Genomic DNA, 14,230 nt, shown 5'->3' with positions numbered 1-14,230 from the left:
GGTTGCATCTCTACAATCACCACCGCGGTCACACCGCACTTGCAGGCCAGCCACCCGCCAGCCGCGTTCCTAACCTCTCAGGGCACTACAGCTAGTCGTCCCCAGCGCTAGTCGTCCCAATCAGGATCCGCTCGTCGCTCAGCCGCGGCGTCGACGACGGCGTTGACGCGCGCGACCTCCGCCTCACGATCGGCGTCGTCGTGCTGATCGCGCAACCGCTCCAGCCCTCCGCCCCAGGCCTGCACGACGCCCACGGCCTCGTGCAGCGCGGCACGTCTCGCGATCGCGTCGACGAGGCGCAGCGCCGCGGCGGTGTCGCCGGAACCGCAGCTGGGTGAGGACATGCCCTCACCCTCCTCTGTCGCGGAGAGGATGGCGACCGTCCCGCGCGGCTCACTTGGCCCGCAGTGGCAGGACACGGGACAGCACCGGCACTGTCGCGACGGCGACGACGGTGTGCATCGCGATCAGCGCGAGCGAGTTCACCAAGGTGGCGCCAGCGGCGAGAATGCCCAGGTCCGGGATCCACGAGAGCACGACGACGACAGGCACCAGAACGCGCAGCACTCGCTGCGGGTCGCGGGCGGAGCGTCGCACGAGGTACCAGCCGAGCGTGCCGAGCAGGATCCCGATCACCGTGGCCGGCGCGTACTCGGCCAGTGCCAAGCCCATGCGTTCGGTACCCGCGGGCACGAACTTGCCCGCCACCAGGGCGATCAGCGAGTTGACCGCGATCGAGACGACCGCGGCACCGAGAAGGCCGATGACGACCTCCGCTGTGCTGGGCGCGAGAGTCGAGGAGGGAGCGGGGAAGCTGGTGTCGGCCATGAGCCCGTCCTTCGGTAAGCTGAATTGCAAGCGGTCACTTGCAATTACCGTAGCCATGCGGTCACGCTGATGCAAGTGAACACTTGCATCAGCTGAGGATGGAGGAGGACGCGTGGCCAGCCGGGTGACCGACGAGACGGTGTTCGACGCGGTGCTGGCGGTGATCGCCGAACAGGGCTACGAACGGGCGGCCACCCGCGCGATCGCCGACGCCGCCGGAATCAACGAGGCGACGCTGTTCCGCCGGTTCGGCTCCAAGCAGAACCTGCTGAGGCAGGCCGTTCGCCGCAACTTCGCGGGGTTCGCACTCGACCTCGACGCACCCGGCGACGACGTGGCCGCCGACCTGCTCACGATCGTGACCTACTACTCGCGGCTGTACGAAACGCGCGGCGGCGTGGTGCTGACCCTGATGAGGGAGGCGAAGTTCAGCCCCGAGGTGGCGGCCGTGCTCACCGAACCGGAGGCACTGCTGGAGCGGGTGGACGCCGTGATCCTGCACCACCAGCGCCGCGGAGCCCTCGTCGCGGAGCCGCCACGGCACACGTTCTTCGCGCTGGTGGGCCCGGTGATGATGCGGGCCATCGCCCGGCGGGTCGACCAGCGGGCGACCCAGGCGCCCGTCGATCCCGAGGCCGTCGTGCGGCGGTTCCTGCACGGGCACCGGCCCGATCCTCGAGAGTCCTCGGCAGCCGTTGAGTGATCGAATGCAACGTTCGGGGTCACTTCTCCATTAGGGGTGCGAAATCGAGGTCGAGTCGACGATCGGGAGTGGCCGGTGGAGTTTGCCGAGTACGTGGCAAGGGAGCGGCCAGCGCTGATGCGGTTCGCCATGGTCCTGACCTGCCGGACGTGGCTGGCCGAGGACCTGGTGAGCGATGTGCTGGGCCGGGCGTTCGAGCGCTGGGAACGGATCTCGGGGATGGACGAGCCACACGCCTACGTGCGGCGGATGGTCGTCAACGAGTACCTGTCCTGGCGCAGGATGCTGACCCGCACGTCCCCGCGCGCCGAGGTCGAGCCGATGGTGATCTCCGACGGCGCGGACGAGCGCGCCGAGCGGGACGTGATGATCCGCCGCCTCGCCGGCCTGCCCAGGAAGCAGCGCGCGGCCGTGGTCCTGCGCTACTACGCGGGCCTGTCCGACCGGGAGATCGCCACGCAGTTGGGATGCCGGGAGCCGACCGTGCGCAGTCAGATCCATCGGGCACTCAACGTTCTGCGCATCGACCTCACCGCGACCGCCCCCAACTTCCAGGAGACCTCATGAGCGACCTGCGGACCCTCCACGACGCCTTCGCCGAGTTGGAGCGGCGCGTCGACGCCGTGGCCCCGGGTATGGCCCCGGTCGTGCGGCCGCGGCGGGCCATGCGGCTGGTACCCGTCGCGGCCACCGTCGTCGTGGTGGCGGGCCTGGTCGCGGGTGCGGTGTGGCTGGTGCCGGGCGGCTCCGGCACGCCCGCCGCCGGCCCGGCGACCGCACTGTCCGCGACCGCGGCGCGCAGCCCGGTTCCCACCTCGCCGGACGACCTGATCGCCCGGTTCAGGGTGGTGCTCGGCGACACCGCGACGTTCGAGGTGACCCAAAAAATCGACGTGCCAGGGCCGGGGGCTCTCCCGTCCTCGGGGAACCCCGCGCCACCGGGGACAGGATCGGTCGTGACACCACAGGTGCCGAACCCGGACGTCCCCTCCCACGCGCTTGTCTTCGGGACGCTGACCTCCGCGGGCATCACCGGGAGCTTCATCCTGACGATCCTTCCCGCCGGCGATTCCGAGCCCAGCGTGTGGTGCAGCTTCAACCGCACGGGTCCCGGCATGACTCCAACTCGACGAGAGGACTGTCATGTCAGCACGCTGCCCGACGGCTCCCGGCTGGCGACCGAGACCGCGCGGCCGTATCCCAGCGCGGTCTCGTACCTGGCGTGCCTCAAGCGGCCCGACGGGACGACGATCCTCATGCGCGTCGGCAACCAGGAAGACCCCAATGGCGCTGTGATCGGCTCGCCGGGCGGCCGGGTCCTCTCGTCGCAGCCGCCACTGACCCTCGACCAGCTGAAGGCGATCGTCACCTCCGGCAAGTGGTGACGAGGTTCGTGATGGGCCGGTCACCTCGGTGGCGGCCCATCACCGGGAGCGCGTGCCCACTACGACCGCCAACGCGCACGAGGACGCCGCTCGGGGGTCCGGGGGAGGAGCCCGTCGGCTGGGGGTTTGGGGGCTCGGCCCCAAAAGACGCGCCTGCGGCGTGCCACACAACGCCGCCCTACGCCACCTCGCCAACCGCCTCGTCGGCATCCTCCACGGCTGCTTCACCAGCCGCACCACGGCGTAGATGGCGCCGCAGACCGACAGGCCGGGTAGCCGGCACGGCGATGTTGGCAGACCAGGCGCGTATGGGGCGGGATGCGCGACGAGGGATCACATGCCGAGGGTGGCACCCTGGCGATCCGTACGGCGTTTCGCCCCCAACGATTCCACCATTGACGACAGCGCAGGTCGTTCATCGTGTTCGGGCGCCACGCCCACCTGACGCAGCCATCAGCCACCGCCACCGTGGTTGTTCGGTGACCGTCACAATCACGCAGAGCACAGTCACCCCGAGTGCGAACCAACTCGGCCCCAGCACCCATGCTGCCGCTGTCGCCGCCGCGAGCTGGATCAGCACCAGCAGGATGGTCACGAAGCCGGGTACCGGGACGAGCGCGACGCCGCTCGGCCTGTCGCCTGGCGTGCTGAAGATCGCCGGCAGACCGATCAGCACGACCACGGCGCCGATCGCCAGGAGCGCCGAATGCGACCACAGGGCCAGGGGAACGATCACCCACGCGATCAGTTCGGCGAGGAAACGCAGACCTCCGCTGAGGTAGTCGTGCCCAGGTTGTTTCTTGTCGTTCACAGCAATGGCCGCCTGTCGTCTGTTCGGTGTGTGGGGCACCGCATGCCCGAAGGGCAGGTGATGGCACGCAGGCCGTTGTCGATGAAGGTGATCATCCAGGTGAAGCTGTCGTCGACGTCCACGTCGATCTGGTACCCGCCTGCCGCTTCCGTCGTCGCGATCCCTGGCATCACACTGCGCAACATCCTCAGTGCGTGAATCTCCTGCCTGGGATCCAGCCGGTACCCGCGCAACACTGCCGTGAAGGAGCTGAGCAACCGGCTTCTTGCAGGGATGAGCGGGTCGTCGGGGCCGTCCGGACGTGCGCTGCTGACCGCCGCATAGCGGCCGGGGTGCTCGCTCACGTACCTCCGCAGTGCCCGTGCCGCAGCGGCGAGAGCATCGCCACCGGCGACGCCTTGCGTCGCGTCACGGAGGGCGTCGCCGAGTTCCGTCGCGGCCAGGACGGCGATCCGATGAACGAGGTCGGCCAGGCTGTTGACGTGTTTGTAGAGCGAAGGGGTCTTGACTTTGAGCCGCTGGGCCAGCAGGCCCATGGTCAAGCGATCGAAGCCGATCTCGTCGACCAGCGCCGCCGCGGCCTCCGTCACCAAGGAGGGAGCCAGTCGCCCTCTAGGCATGGGCCAGTGTCTTGGCCAGGAACGGCAAGGCGAGCGCGAGGACCTCGTCGGGTGTCTGCACGTGCGGGTAGTGCCCGGCGCCCTCGATGATCGCCAGTTCGCCGCGTCCTCGGGGGAGGTCGGCGATGACCTTCTCGCCCTCGGCGCGGGGGTCGGCCCAGTCGGGGTCGTCGCTGCCCTCGATGACCAGGACCGGACAGGTGATGTTGGCCAGCTGTGCACCGGCGTCGGCGGGGCTGGTCTTGCACATGGCCTGGAGGACCTTCATCCGGCCGGGTTCGCGCAGCTTGGCCTCGATGCGGGCGAGTTCGGCGTCCCAGTCGGCGGGTTTGGCCGGCGTCGCCAGGTCGAGGTAGCGCTTCCAGCTGTCCAGGCTTCCGCCGAACATGACCTTGGCGAGCTGGGTGTAGCCCGCGCGGAAACGCTTGACGCGCAACAGTCCTGCGAGATCGAGGGACTGCGCGCGGGTGAACGGCGCGAGCTCGATGACGCCGGTGATCACGTCGGGTGCGGTGGCGGCGGCGATGGTCGCGGCACCGCCGCTGATCGACTGGCCGATGATCACGGCCGGGCCGCCGAGGTGGCGGGCGACGGCGACCAGGTCGGCCGCGATGTCGGTGCGGGTGTAGCCGTCCCAGCCGAGACTCGAGTCGCCGCACCCGCGGATGTCGACGTTCGCGACCCGGTATCCCTTTGTGGCCAGGGCAGGGGCGAGGAAGCGGTAGGAGTGGCGGCTGTCGCCGATGCCGTGAGCCAGCACGACGAGCGGGCCCTGCCCGGTCACGTCGTAGGCGATGGTGTTGCCGGCGATGTTCAGGTACTCGGTCATGCCGTCCTCCGAAGCAAAGCTAATGGTGTTAGTTCTAAGCTAATCCGATTAGCAACCGCTGTCAACGTGCAGGGTCTCAGGTGGTGGCGCGGCTCGTTCAGGCATGGGATCGCTGCTGCGCCTGCCTGAAGCGTCACGTAGGGGATTTGGCTGATCAGTCGGGCGGGCTGGAGTCGACGGCGTGCTGAACGCGTTCGCGGCAGGCGCTCAGCCGGGCGAGCCTGAGATGATCGACGGTGCGGGGCTGCCCGCGCGTCCAGCTGACCCCGGCGAAGTGGTGACCCTGATGCTGACCTTCCTCGCGGCGACTGCCCGTGCCTAGGGCGGGCCTCGTTCCGGCCACGGTCATCGAGGCCGGCGCGCAACTGGCCGATGAGGTCGGCTTCGAAGCGCTGACCATGGGTCTGCTGGCCGAACGGGTCGGGGTGCGAACACCCTCGCTCTACCGGCACGTCGAGTCCCTGGACGCCCTGCGCCGCGGCATCGCCCTGCAGGCCAAACGGGAGCTCGGCGAGGTGGCGGCCAGAGCGGCCGTCGGCAAAGCGGGTCCGGACGCGATCCACGCCTTCGCCGACGCCTACCGCCGCTGGGTCATCGCGCACCCTGGTCGCTACACGGCCACTATCCGCGCACCCGCGGCCGGCGATGAGGAAGACCGCCGCGTCAGTGACGACTCGCTGCGAGCCCTGTTCGACATCCTCGCCGGACTCGGCCTGCGCGACGCCGACGCGATCGACGCCGCCCGCGCGCTGCGATCGGCGATCCACGGTTTCGCGAGCCTGGAGAGCGCCGGTGGCTTCGGACTGCCTCGTGACATCGACCGCAGCTACCGCGTGCTGATCGAAGCTGTGATCGCAGGCCTGAGGGAGAGAGTCGCGCCGCCTGCCGAAAATTCCTGATCGCTTGTCGCAGATCCGCGTGGCGAGGTCGCGGCAACAACGCGTGAGTTCGACAGCGAGGCGGCAGTGAGGCGTGCGATGCGGTTCGCGATCTCGCCATGAAGGCCGCGAAGGACAGCTGCGCATCGCTGTGTGCGCAGCGGCGGGCTTGGCGTTGGTCGCCGCGAGCGCGCTGCGTTCACCGGCGGAGGTCTGGGCCCGCCGGTGAACGCATTGACCGAGCGACGACCCTATTCGGTGAACATGGTGAACGAACGCATCTGGTCGAAGCGCTTCGCGGCGAGGTCATCAAAGCGGATCAGGAAGCATCCGTAGTAGAACTCGCCGTTCGTGGGGAACTGAGCGAGCGGCAACCATTCCTGGATCAACCGGTGCTCCTCTTCGCCCTGCAGGCGGAACCGCTCCTCCATCGACGTGTCGGCATCAGCTGCCAGCAGGCTACTGACGCTGTCGAACGCCATCTGCGCGTACGGGTTGTCCTGGCCGCCGATCTCCCGGCAGTACCCGCCGATGCGAAGCGTGCAGAAGCGGTCCTGAGACGGCCAGAGCTCGTCGACGAGCTCGCACAACTGCTTCACGGCGTCCGCTTCGGACTGGACATCGCGCCGTTCGATCCAGTCGGGCAGCACCGGTTGCACCCATGCGGTGAGCCTGCGCTCGGGAACGAGGAACGGGATGGGCTCCATGAAGAACGTCCTGGTGTCGTGGCCGGGCGGCGGTGATGCCACCTCCGTCTCCGTGCCGGCCGGGACGTAGAGGACTTGCGAGAACTCGGTGGTGGGGTGTTCTTCCATGTCTTCCTCGTGGTGCAGGAAGAACAGCAGCGAACCGTCCGCCGGCAGGTCAAGCCCTTCGGCTCGCGGAAGGGCCGCGCAGTCGACGGAGCCGATGAACGGCAACGGGTACTCCTCACCCGGCCACTCCATGCCCGCCGGTAACTCAGGAAGCCCACCGAACTGCCCGACGACCTCATCCCCGGCACCGCTGGGACCCGCCCAGATCGCGAAGCGGAGCTGGTCGGCGAACTTGTCGGCCTCGTCCTGCGGGATGCCTCGATCGATTGCGACGCTGCGGAACTGCTCGTGACGATCCATGGCGCAGCATGATCGCAGATCGGTGGAAGCGCTCCCCTCACTGTCCACAGCGCTGGTGTCCAGCTCCTCCAGCTGTACTTGGTCATGAGGTTGGTGACTGAACGCGGCTGATGGGTGGATGCCATCGAGTGCGGTGTGACCGCGTTCAGTGTTGTAGTGATCAAGCCAGGGCGGCGGTGCGGGCGTTGTTGTCGAGGAAGATCTCGCGGTAGGCCCACTCGGTCTGCAGGGTGCGGTTGCACCGCTCGACTTTGCCGTTCTGTCAAGGACAATGCGGCTTGATGGTCTTGTGGCGGGCGCCGATCGTGGCGACCGCGGCGGCCATGCCGTTGACCGTCGCCGAAGTCATGGCGCTGCCTGCCGTCGTCGACATCGTCGTCGCCGGCCGGGCTTTCGGACTCCCTATGTCTCGGGCCAAGTTCACCCATTTCTCGGGCTCGCTCGGGCGCAGCCCGCAGCGCGAGCATCATGGGCATCCAGTCCAGAACGGCTGACGCGTCGAAGGGCGTCGCGCTCGGCTCCACCTTCAAGCGCTGTTCGTGCCGCAACCCGGCGACGAACAGGCTGTTCGGCCAGTCCTGTCCGAAACTGCGCAGGAGCGAGCACGGCACATGGGGCTACCGCATCGAGCTGACCGCAGACGCGAACGGTGATCGGCGCCCTCGCCGCCGCACGACCTTCGACTCCGAGACCGCGGCGCAGGACGCCGATCCCAGATGAGGACACCGTGCGTCGCCGGGTGCGGCCGAAGGGCGGCCTGCGCGATCGCATCCAGGTCGGCCCTTACTTCCTGGGGTGGTTGCCGAAGCGGAAGGGCATCTCGAAGAAACACCTACCGCAGCTACGAGTCCCACATCCGGCTTTACCTCGTGCCGTACCTCGGCGGGATCTGGCTCGACGAGCTGGAGAGCGCCGACTTCGCGCGAGGTACCGCCGACCGGTCGGCGTCGCGTCGATGCACCGGATCGTGGCCACAGCACGTAAGGGGCTCAACGACGCGATGTACGGCGAGGGGCTGATCACCCTCAACCCCGCCGTGAAGGTCGAGCTGCCTCCCGAGGTACGGCCCAAGCCCCTCGTGTGGACCGAGGCCCGCGTGGCGCGGTGGCTTGAGACGGGGGAGATCCCCGGCAACAGCGTGAGCGTGAAGCGGCGGGAGACGCCTGGGTCGACCTCGGCCTGATGTTCACCGAGCTCGATGGCTCACCGTTGCATCCAGCTGCCGTCACCGACCTGTTCAACGCACTTGTCGAGCAGGCAGGCTTGCCGCCGATCCGCCTGCACGACCTGAGGCACGGCGCCGCGACCTTCGCTCTCGCATCGGGAGCGGACATGAAGGTCGTGTCCACCATGCTGCGGCACTCCTCGATCACCATCACCGCGGACACCTACCCTCGGTCCGGGGCATGCCGGACCGTCCCGCGATCGAAGATCATCCGCGTCTCGGGCTCACAAAACATGATCCACAACGATGGAACGGAGAATGACGATGAGTACGGAAAAGCAAAGAAGCAGGTCGAGATGAATCTCGACCTGCTTCTCTGAAGTACGCCGCCAGGGACTCGAACCCCGGACCCGCTGATTAAGAGTCCTCGGGTGGCCACCTGCTGTGGTGCCGGGTGATGTCGGTGGGTGTCGTTTCCGCACTTCAGGGTCAGGATGAGCCGAGTGCTCTTGTTACCTCGTACCGCCCAGTGTCGTCGCAGGTCGGGGATCTCGGGCACGCCTCGGGCTCCTCGGGCGCCGCTTCCCGAGCAGCTACGAGAGATCAAAGGGGGCGAGGGAGTGGTCTTCCCAGATCCGGCGGGATGCCTGTTCGGGGTAGGGCAGAGTCTTGGACTCGGTGTCCAGGACGCGGGTGAGGTACCCGCCGGGCCGGTGAGCGGACCAGCCCGCGTCGCCGGTGGTGACGAAGCGGACCCATGTCTCCTGAAGTTCGCGTGAGAGCGCGGCGGCCTCGGGAGTGGGCACCTCGCCGATGAGCTGGATGCCGACGGGGCTGTCCAGCGTGCCGAACGCCAGGGGCATGTCGAGGCTGTGGCAGGCGCCCAGGATGCCGCCGAGCGCAGGGGCGGCCCAGCACAGTTCGAACAGGTACGAGGTGCCGCCGGCTGCGGCGTTCGCCTCGGCCAGCTTCTGTGACGGCATGCGAAAGAGGGCGTCGGAGTACACCGTCTCCACCAACTCCTCCGGGCCTGCCTGCGGGAACACGGCACGGTAGGCCCGCGCGCCGTCCGGCTGTGGGGCGAGCAGTTCCAAGGCCGCGCGGGCGTCCTCCTCGGTGAAGGTGCCGTGCCGTCCGCTCATGACGCTGAAGTACCGGAATTCGTCCCGGGTGTGGCCGACGAGCAGTTCGGTCCCGCTCGCACGTGCGCCGGTCAGCGCGGGCCACGGCGTTTCCGGCAGGACCTCGCCGTCGACGACGGGACACAGCGCGGTGCCGGTCTCCGTGAGGCGTCCCCAGCTCTCCCGGTGCGAGTGGAGGTCGGCGTTGAAGGAGGTGAGCTCGGCGGCCAGGTGCCACGGGTCGATGTCGCGCAGGGCCTCGGCGGTGGGGCCCGCCGCGCCGAGCCGGTCCGCGAACGCGGCGGTGACCTGCCGTGCCAGCGCGGGGGTGCTGTGCATCCCCGGCACCGAATGGGCGATTGCCTGCCGGAAAAGGCCACGCGCGGACTTCATCGTCAGCAGGGCGGCGACCGAGCCCGCCCCGGCGGACACCCCGCCCACGGTGACCCGGCCGGGGTCTCCTCCGAAGGCGGCGATGTTGCGCTGCACCCACTCCAGCGCCGCGATCTGGTCGAGGAATCCGCGGTTGGGCGGCACGTCGTCGAGGAACGCGAATCCCTCCGCGCCCACGCGGCAGTTGATGGTCACCACGACGACTCCCGCCCCGGCCAGCGCCGCCGGGTCGAACATCGGGTCGCTCGACGCCGCCGAGACGTAGCCGCCCACGGGGATCCACACCAGCACCGGCAGTCCCGCCGCGCCGGGATCCGGAGTGCCGACGTTGAGCGTCAGCCAGTCGGTGCCCTGCGGGGGCACCGCGATCGGCAAGGACAGTGGCACCACGGGGCCGAACTCGACCGCCTGCCTCGTCCCCTCCCAGCGATGCGGCGGCGCGGGCGCGGCGAAGCGGAGCGCTCCGACCGGGGGCTGGGCGTAGGGGATGCCGCGGAACACCGCGTGCCCCTGCCGCCAGCGCCCCTGCACCACGCCTTCCGTGGTCCGTACCTTTGGCTGTTCGGACATGACGAGTCCTCCCTCGAGTGGACTCCAGGATTATGGGTCAGATGTATTATGTCAACTGTATTGGAACAGTTCCGGGGGTACGAGGGAAGGGCCGGCGATGCCGAAACAGGTGGATCACCGCGGACGCCGCGAAGCGATCGCCCGCGCACTGTGGCGGGTAGTGGAGCAGCGCGGCGTCACACAGCTGACGATGCGCGTGGTGGCGCAGGAGGCGGGCATGTCACTCGGGCAGCTGCAGCACTACTTCGCCTCCCGGACCGCCATGCTCTCCTTCGCCATGGATCTCGCGTCCGAGCAGACCTCGATGCGCGTACACCAGGGTCTCGACAAGCTCGGTGACCGTCCGCACCCCCGTGACGTGCTGCGGCTGACACTCGCGGAAATGCTCCCCCTGCATGCCGACGGCCGCGCGACCAGCCGGATGAGCGCCGCCTACGTCCTGGAGGCGCTGCACGACAAGGCCGTGCACGAGCAGGCGCGCCGCGGCCTCGTCCAAGGGCGGGCCCTCGTCGAGCAGTTGGTCCGCCAGGCGATCGCCGACGGGCACATCGACTCCAGCCGCGACCCGGCGACCGAGACCAACCTGCTCCTCGCCCTTACCGGCTTCACGTCCCTGATCGAACTCGGCGTGATCGAGCCCCAGGACGCGCTCGCCGCGATCGACGTGCACTTGGGCCGGCTGTTCAGCAGTACGTGACCTGCCCACGGACACGGGGCGGGCGGGGACAAGAACATGGGGAAAGGAACTGTCTGAGGACGTTGATCCTCGCGTAGTAGACCTGCATGCTGAATTCAGGGTCGGTCTTCGCGGGGATGTCGTTCCAGGCCACTGCGGAGCGTCCTTTCTGGGCGGTCGAAGCAGTCTGGCCCGCTGAGGTGGTGCGTGGCCCGAAAATCGTCTTCCTCATGTTCGATGGCATGAAGATGCTGGACGTCACCGGGCTCTTCGAGGTATTCGCCGAGGCCACCTGGTCGGTGCCGGCTACCTGATCAGCTACGTTTCGGCATCCGGAGAGCCTGTCATGACCTTTGTCGGGATTCGGTTGCCGATCGACGGCATACCTGTGGACGTGGTTGGCGCCGACACCGTGGTGGTCGCTGGGAGAGATGTACTGGTTCAGCGCGGGGATGCTTCGTGAGCTGGTGGCGGTGATTCAGAGGCTGTGAGGCGCCAGGCGGCTCATGTCGATTGCGCCGACTCGTTCGCGTTGGCTGAGACCGGGGTGTGGAGCGAGCGGCGACCGGCCCACTTGCTGACGAGTAGCTGAGTGGTTGGTTCTGCGCTATCCGGACGTGGACTTGCTGGCGGACGCGTTGTTTGTCGAGGCCGGCGCGGTGTTCCCTCGGCTGGGGTGTCGGTTGGCTCTGCCACATCGTTAGGTGACAACGGAGGTGGCTAGCCGAGCATCGGAACCGTTGTGGCAGAAGGGTATTCCCTGCATGCTGCCCTGGCTTGGCCATAGCCGCGGTTGGACCGGCAGGATGCGAGACGACGGCTGCTGGTGGGTGAGCACTTGGCTATTGCGGAGTGGGTGAGTCCTTCTCGAGGCGCGTGCGCTTGCCGGTGGTCGGGGATGAGCGACCGCTGAAGGGATGTCGTGACCGCCGTGGCGCTGGTGTGAGCACAGGACCATTGACTGCTGGCGTTCTCCCGCTGATCGAGTGTTGTCGAGGCGTGGAGGTGTGTGAGGTGTTGTTCGTCGGTGATGACTGGGCTGAAGGTCATCACGACATCGAGATCATGGACGCGACCGGCCGCAAGCTGGCCGCGGTCCGCCTGCCCGAGGGCGTGGAGGGCATCACGCGCTTGCACGCGTTGATCGCCGACCACTCCGACGGAGTTGAGCCCGAACAGGTGTTGATCGCGATCGAGACCGATCGCGGCCCGTGGGTGACAGCACTCGTCGCGGCTGGATACCGGGTGTTCGCGGTGAACCCGCGTCAGACTGGCCGGTTTCGCGAGCGGTTCGTCTTGTCGGGTGCGAAGAGCGACGCCGCCGACGCTCACGCGTTGGCCGACATGGTGCGCACCGACTCACACCAGTTGCGCCCGGTCGCAGGCGACAGCGATCTGTCCGAGGCCATCAAACTGCTCGCTCGCATGCATCAGACGCTGATCTGGGATCGTCAGCGCCAGGTTGCCCGGCTGCGGGCACAACTCAGGGACTTCTACCCGGCCGCGCTGGCCGCGTTCGGCGAAGACCTCGCCGCCCCCGACGTGCTCGAGCTGCTCAAGCGAGCTCCGGACCCTGACGCGCGGCCAAGGTCACGCGGGAGCAGATCGTCGCGGCGCTCCAGCGTGCAGGCAGGCGAAAGATCGATGAACGAGCGGAGAGGATTCACGAGGCTCTGCACTCCGAGCAGTTGCGCGTGCCTGCGGCTCTGCAGCGCGCGTACGCCGTGACGGTGAAGTCGTTGGTGGCGGTGATCGCCGTGCTCGTTGGGGAGATCGCGACCGTCGAGAGTGAGATGGTCAAACGCTTGCGCAAGCATGCGGACGCGGAGATCTACCTGTCCCCGCCAGGCATGGGCTAGACCCTGAGCGCACGGGCGCTCGGCGAGTTCGGTGACGACCGGACCCGGTACGCCAGTCCGAAGGCCCGTAAGAACTACGCCGGCACCAGCCCGGTCACCATCGCTTCCGGCCGCAAGACCACCGTCAACTGCCGGTACGTGCGCAACACCAGACTGGTCGACTCGCTCATGCGCCAGGCCATGAGCGCACTGAGCGCGTCACCTGGAGCCCGCGCTTACTACGACCGCCAACGCGCTCGCGGTGTGCCGCACAATGCCGCCTTGCGCCACCTCGCCAACCGGCTCGTCGGGATCCTCCACGGCTGCCTCACCAGCCGCACCACCTACGACGAGACCACCGCCTGGGCGCACCACGCCGCTGCAGCCTGACCTCTTAATCCCAGGGATGTCCTCGGGCGCGCAAACCATGATCCAGAACGACCAAAGGGAGAATTCGGATGAGTACCCGAAAAGCAGAGAAGCAGGTCAACTCGAAAGTCGACCTGCTTCTCTAGAGTACGCCGCCAGGGACTCGAACCCCGGACCCGCTGATTAAGAGTCAGCTGCTCTAACCAACTGAGCTAGCGGCGCTTGTTTGTGTGCCGGAGCCTTGCTCGTTCCGACGTCAAGAACGTTAGCACAGGGCATCCAACGGGTTTTCGCGCGGGGGTCATGCGCCCTGTTCGGCTCCGGTGTGGAGGAGCCACTGCGCCGCCGTGTAGGTCGGCATCACGCCGGCCGAGACGACCTTCGCCGCGCGTCCTTTGAGGACGAACCGGCTGGCGCCGAGGAGTGCGTCCGACACCGCGAACAGTGCTGCACCAACGAAAACGCGTCGTGCGCCCGGTCCGCGGGTGGTCGAGGCTGCGGCGACCATGGTGCCGAGCGTCAGCGCGTAGAGGCCGACCGGGCGTCCCAGTGGGCCTGCTGCGCGGGCGAACGCGAAGGCTCCGGCGGCTGAGGCGGCGACGATCGGCGCGACGGCCTTGCGGGAGCCTGGCTGGGAGCGCCGGGCCAGTGCCGCGGTGTAGCCGAGGTGGGCCACCAGGAAGCTGAAGAGGCCGGTGCGGAAGGCCCGGTCCGAGTCGCCGAGCAGGGCCACGTCGCCTGCCCACGAGCCGGCCAGGCCTAGTGCCATGCCGGGGTCGCGGGGCGGGCTGGCCATCGCGAGGGCGGGCATCAGTGCCGTCTTCGTGATGGGACGTACGGCCTTGGCACGCTGCACGGTTGCCGCGATCGAGTCCACGACCGCGGCAACCGCGTACACCTGCTTCCTCATGAGCACCTCTCGCCTTCGA

19 protein-coding genes, 1 tRNA gene and 2 pseudogenes are annotated in these 14,230 nt (G+C 68.2%); 12 read left to right on the top strand and 10 right to left on the bottom strand.

Annotation, left to right across the window (positions count from 1 at the left end; all coding sequences use genetic code 11):
* Positions 1-107 precede the first annotated feature (107 nt).
* Entirely contained in the window at positions 108-344 is a 237-nt protein-coding gene (locus tag ACWGE0_RS41105; RefSeq protein ID WP_452266294.1) for a hypothetical protein, read from the bottom strand.
* A 49-nt stretch (positions 345-393) separates the two neighbouring features.
* Positions 394-828: a DUF6069 family protein gene (locus ACWGE0_RS41100; protein ID WP_452266293.1), complete on the bottom strand. Its 435-nt coding sequence runs from the start codon at positions 826-828 to the stop codon at positions 394-396.
* 112 nt (positions 829-940) lie between these two features.
* Here ACWGE0_RS41100 and ACWGE0_RS41095 point away from each other — a divergent pair, with 112 nt between their 5' ends.
* The 3 genes from ACWGE0_RS41095 (at position 941) to ACWGE0_RS41085 (ending at position 2,916) form a co-directional block, all read left to right on the top strand.
* Positions 941-1,531 carry a TetR/AcrR family transcriptional regulator gene (locus ACWGE0_RS41095; protein ID WP_452266292.1) on the top strand — a complete coding sequence of 197 codons (591 nt, stop codon included), beginning with the start codon at positions 941-943 and terminating at the stop codon, positions 1,529-1,531.
* A 75-nt stretch (positions 1,532-1,606) separates the two neighbouring features.
* Positions 1,607-2,098, top strand: a complete 492-nt coding sequence (locus ACWGE0_RS41090; RefSeq protein ID WP_452266291.1) for a SigE family RNA polymerase sigma factor — start codon at positions 1,607-1,609, stop codon at positions 2,096-2,098.
* Complete coding sequence (locus ACWGE0_RS41085; protein ID WP_452266290.1) at positions 2,095-2,916, top strand: hypothetical protein; 822 nt, start codon at positions 2,095-2,097, stop codon at positions 2,914-2,916. Before ACWGE0_RS41090 ends, ACWGE0_RS41085 begins: the two co-directional genes overlap by 4 nt.
* A gap of 415 nt (positions 2,917-3,331) precedes the next feature.
* Here ACWGE0_RS41085 and ACWGE0_RS41080 read toward each other — a convergent pair whose 3' ends face one another.
* Genes ACWGE0_RS41080 through ACWGE0_RS41070 form a run of 3 tightly spaced genes read right to left on the bottom strand, consistent with a single transcriptional unit; the run spans position 3,332 to position 5,176 of the window.
* The gene (locus ACWGE0_RS41080) at positions 3,332-3,727 is read right to left on the bottom strand and encodes a hypothetical protein (RefSeq protein WP_452266289.1); all 396 of its coding nucleotides are present in this window, start codon (positions 3,725-3,727) and stop codon (positions 3,332-3,334) included.
* Positions 3,724-4,347 carry a TetR/AcrR family transcriptional regulator gene (locus ACWGE0_RS41075; protein WP_452266288.1) on the bottom strand — a complete coding sequence of 208 codons (624 nt, stop codon included), beginning with the start codon at positions 4,345-4,347 and terminating at the stop codon, positions 3,724-3,726. The genes ACWGE0_RS41080 and ACWGE0_RS41075 overlap by 4 nt, the downstream gene beginning before the upstream one ends.
* A complete protein-coding gene (locus tag ACWGE0_RS41070) occupies positions 4,340-5,176 on the bottom strand; it encodes an alpha/beta fold hydrolase (RefSeq protein WP_452266287.1) in 837 nt (278 codons plus the stop codon). Before ACWGE0_RS41070 ends, ACWGE0_RS41075 begins: the two co-directional genes overlap by 8 nt.
* Before the next feature lie 181 nt (positions 5,177-5,357).
* Between ACWGE0_RS41070 and ACWGE0_RS41065 the strand changes: the two genes are divergently transcribed.
* Together ACWGE0_RS41065 and ACWGE0_RS41060 are read left to right on the top strand one after the other, a co-directional pair.
* Complete coding sequence (locus tag ACWGE0_RS41065; protein WP_452266286.1) at positions 5,358-5,498, top strand: hypothetical protein; 141 nt, start codon at positions 5,358-5,360, stop codon at positions 5,496-5,498.
* A complete protein-coding gene (locus ACWGE0_RS41060; protein ID WP_452266285.1) occupies positions 5,491-6,075 on the top strand; it encodes a TetR/AcrR family transcriptional regulator in 585 nt (194 codons plus the stop codon). The genes ACWGE0_RS41065 and ACWGE0_RS41060 overlap by 8 nt, the downstream gene beginning before the upstream one ends.
* 230 nt (positions 6,076-6,305) lie before the next feature.
* Here ACWGE0_RS41060 and ACWGE0_RS41055 read toward each other — a convergent pair whose 3' ends face one another.
* Both ACWGE0_RS41055 and ACWGE0_RS41050 read right to left on the bottom strand, forming a co-directional pair.
* A complete protein-coding gene (locus ACWGE0_RS41055; protein ID WP_452266284.1) occupies positions 6,306-7,169 on the bottom strand; it encodes a DUF1963 domain-containing protein in 864 nt (287 codons plus the stop codon).
* 82 nt (positions 7,170-7,251) lie between these two features.
* A pseudogene (locus ACWGE0_RS41050) lies at positions 7,252-7,494 on the bottom strand (integrase core domain-containing protein); the annotation flags it as partial.
* Between ACWGE0_RS41050 and ACWGE0_RS41045 the strand changes: the two are divergent.
* The 4 genes from ACWGE0_RS41045 to ACWGE0_RS41030 all read left to right on the top strand — a co-directional run bounded on the left by ACWGE0_RS41045 (position 7,448) and on the right by ACWGE0_RS41030 (position 8,714).
* On the top strand, positions 7,448-7,663 hold the full coding sequence (locus tag ACWGE0_RS41045; protein WP_452266296.1) for a hypothetical protein: 216 nt from the start codon (positions 7,448-7,450) through the stop codon (positions 7,661-7,663). The pseudogene ACWGE0_RS41050 and the gene ACWGE0_RS41045 sit on opposite strands and share 47 nt — an antisense overlap.
* Entirely contained in the window at positions 7,638-7,889 is a 252-nt protein-coding gene (locus ACWGE0_RS41040) for a hypothetical protein (RefSeq protein ID WP_452266283.1), read from the top strand. The genes ACWGE0_RS41045 and ACWGE0_RS41040 overlap by 26 nt, the downstream gene beginning before the upstream one ends.
* A 247-nt stretch (positions 7,890-8,136) precedes the next feature.
* A complete protein-coding gene (locus ACWGE0_RS41035; protein ID WP_452266282.1) occupies positions 8,137-8,352 on the top strand; it encodes a hypothetical protein in 216 nt (71 codons plus the stop codon).
* Positions 8,352-8,714 carry a tyrosine-type recombinase/integrase gene (locus ACWGE0_RS41030; RefSeq protein WP_452266281.1) on the top strand — a complete coding sequence of 121 codons (363 nt, stop codon included), beginning with the start codon at positions 8,352-8,354 and terminating at the stop codon, positions 8,712-8,714. Before ACWGE0_RS41035 ends, ACWGE0_RS41030 begins: the two co-directional genes overlap by 1 nt.
* 213 nt (positions 8,715-8,927) lie before the next feature.
* Here the strand turns inward: ACWGE0_RS41030 and ACWGE0_RS41025 are convergent, their stop codons facing one another.
* Positions 8,928-10,418, bottom strand: a complete 1,491-nt coding sequence (locus tag ACWGE0_RS41025; protein ID WP_452266280.1) for a carboxylesterase/lipase family protein — start codon at positions 10,416-10,418, stop codon at positions 8,928-8,930.
* Positions 10,419-10,515: 97 nt separating this feature from the next.
* Here ACWGE0_RS41025 and ACWGE0_RS41020 point away from each other — a divergent pair, with 97 nt between their 5' ends.
* The 3 genes and pseudogenes from ACWGE0_RS41020 (at position 10,516) to ACWGE0_RS41010 (ending at position 13,322) form a co-directional block, all read left to right on the top strand.
* A complete protein-coding gene (locus ACWGE0_RS41020; protein WP_452266279.1) occupies positions 10,516-11,115 on the top strand; it encodes a TetR/AcrR family transcriptional regulator in 600 nt (199 codons plus the stop codon).
* A 116-nt stretch (positions 11,116-11,231) separates the two neighbouring features.
* Entirely contained in the window at positions 11,232-11,408 is a 177-nt protein-coding gene (locus tag ACWGE0_RS41015) for a hypothetical protein (protein ID WP_452266278.1), read from the top strand.
* A gap of 700 nt (positions 11,409-12,108) precedes the next feature.
* Positions 12,109-13,322, top strand: a pseudogene (locus tag ACWGE0_RS41010) (IS110 family transposase).
* Positions 13,323-13,449: 127 nt separating this feature from the next.
* Here ACWGE0_RS41010 and ACWGE0_RS41005 read toward each other — a convergent pair.
* Both ACWGE0_RS41005 and ACWGE0_RS41000 read right to left on the bottom strand, forming a co-directional pair.
* Positions 13,450-13,523, bottom strand: a tRNA-Lys gene (locus ACWGE0_RS41005).
* Between the two features lie 79 nt (positions 13,524-13,602).
* Positions 13,603-14,211, bottom strand: coding sequence for a lysoplasmalogenase (locus ACWGE0_RS41000; RefSeq protein WP_452266277.1), 609 nt, complete (start codon positions 14,209-14,211; stop codon positions 13,603-13,605).
* Positions 14,212-14,230 lie beyond the last annotated feature (19 nt).

Source organism: Lentzea sp. NPDC054927 (assembly GCF_053610285.1).
The sequence above is the reverse complement of the archived record's forward strand: the minus strand, read 5'-3'. Positions and strand labels throughout refer to the sequence as shown.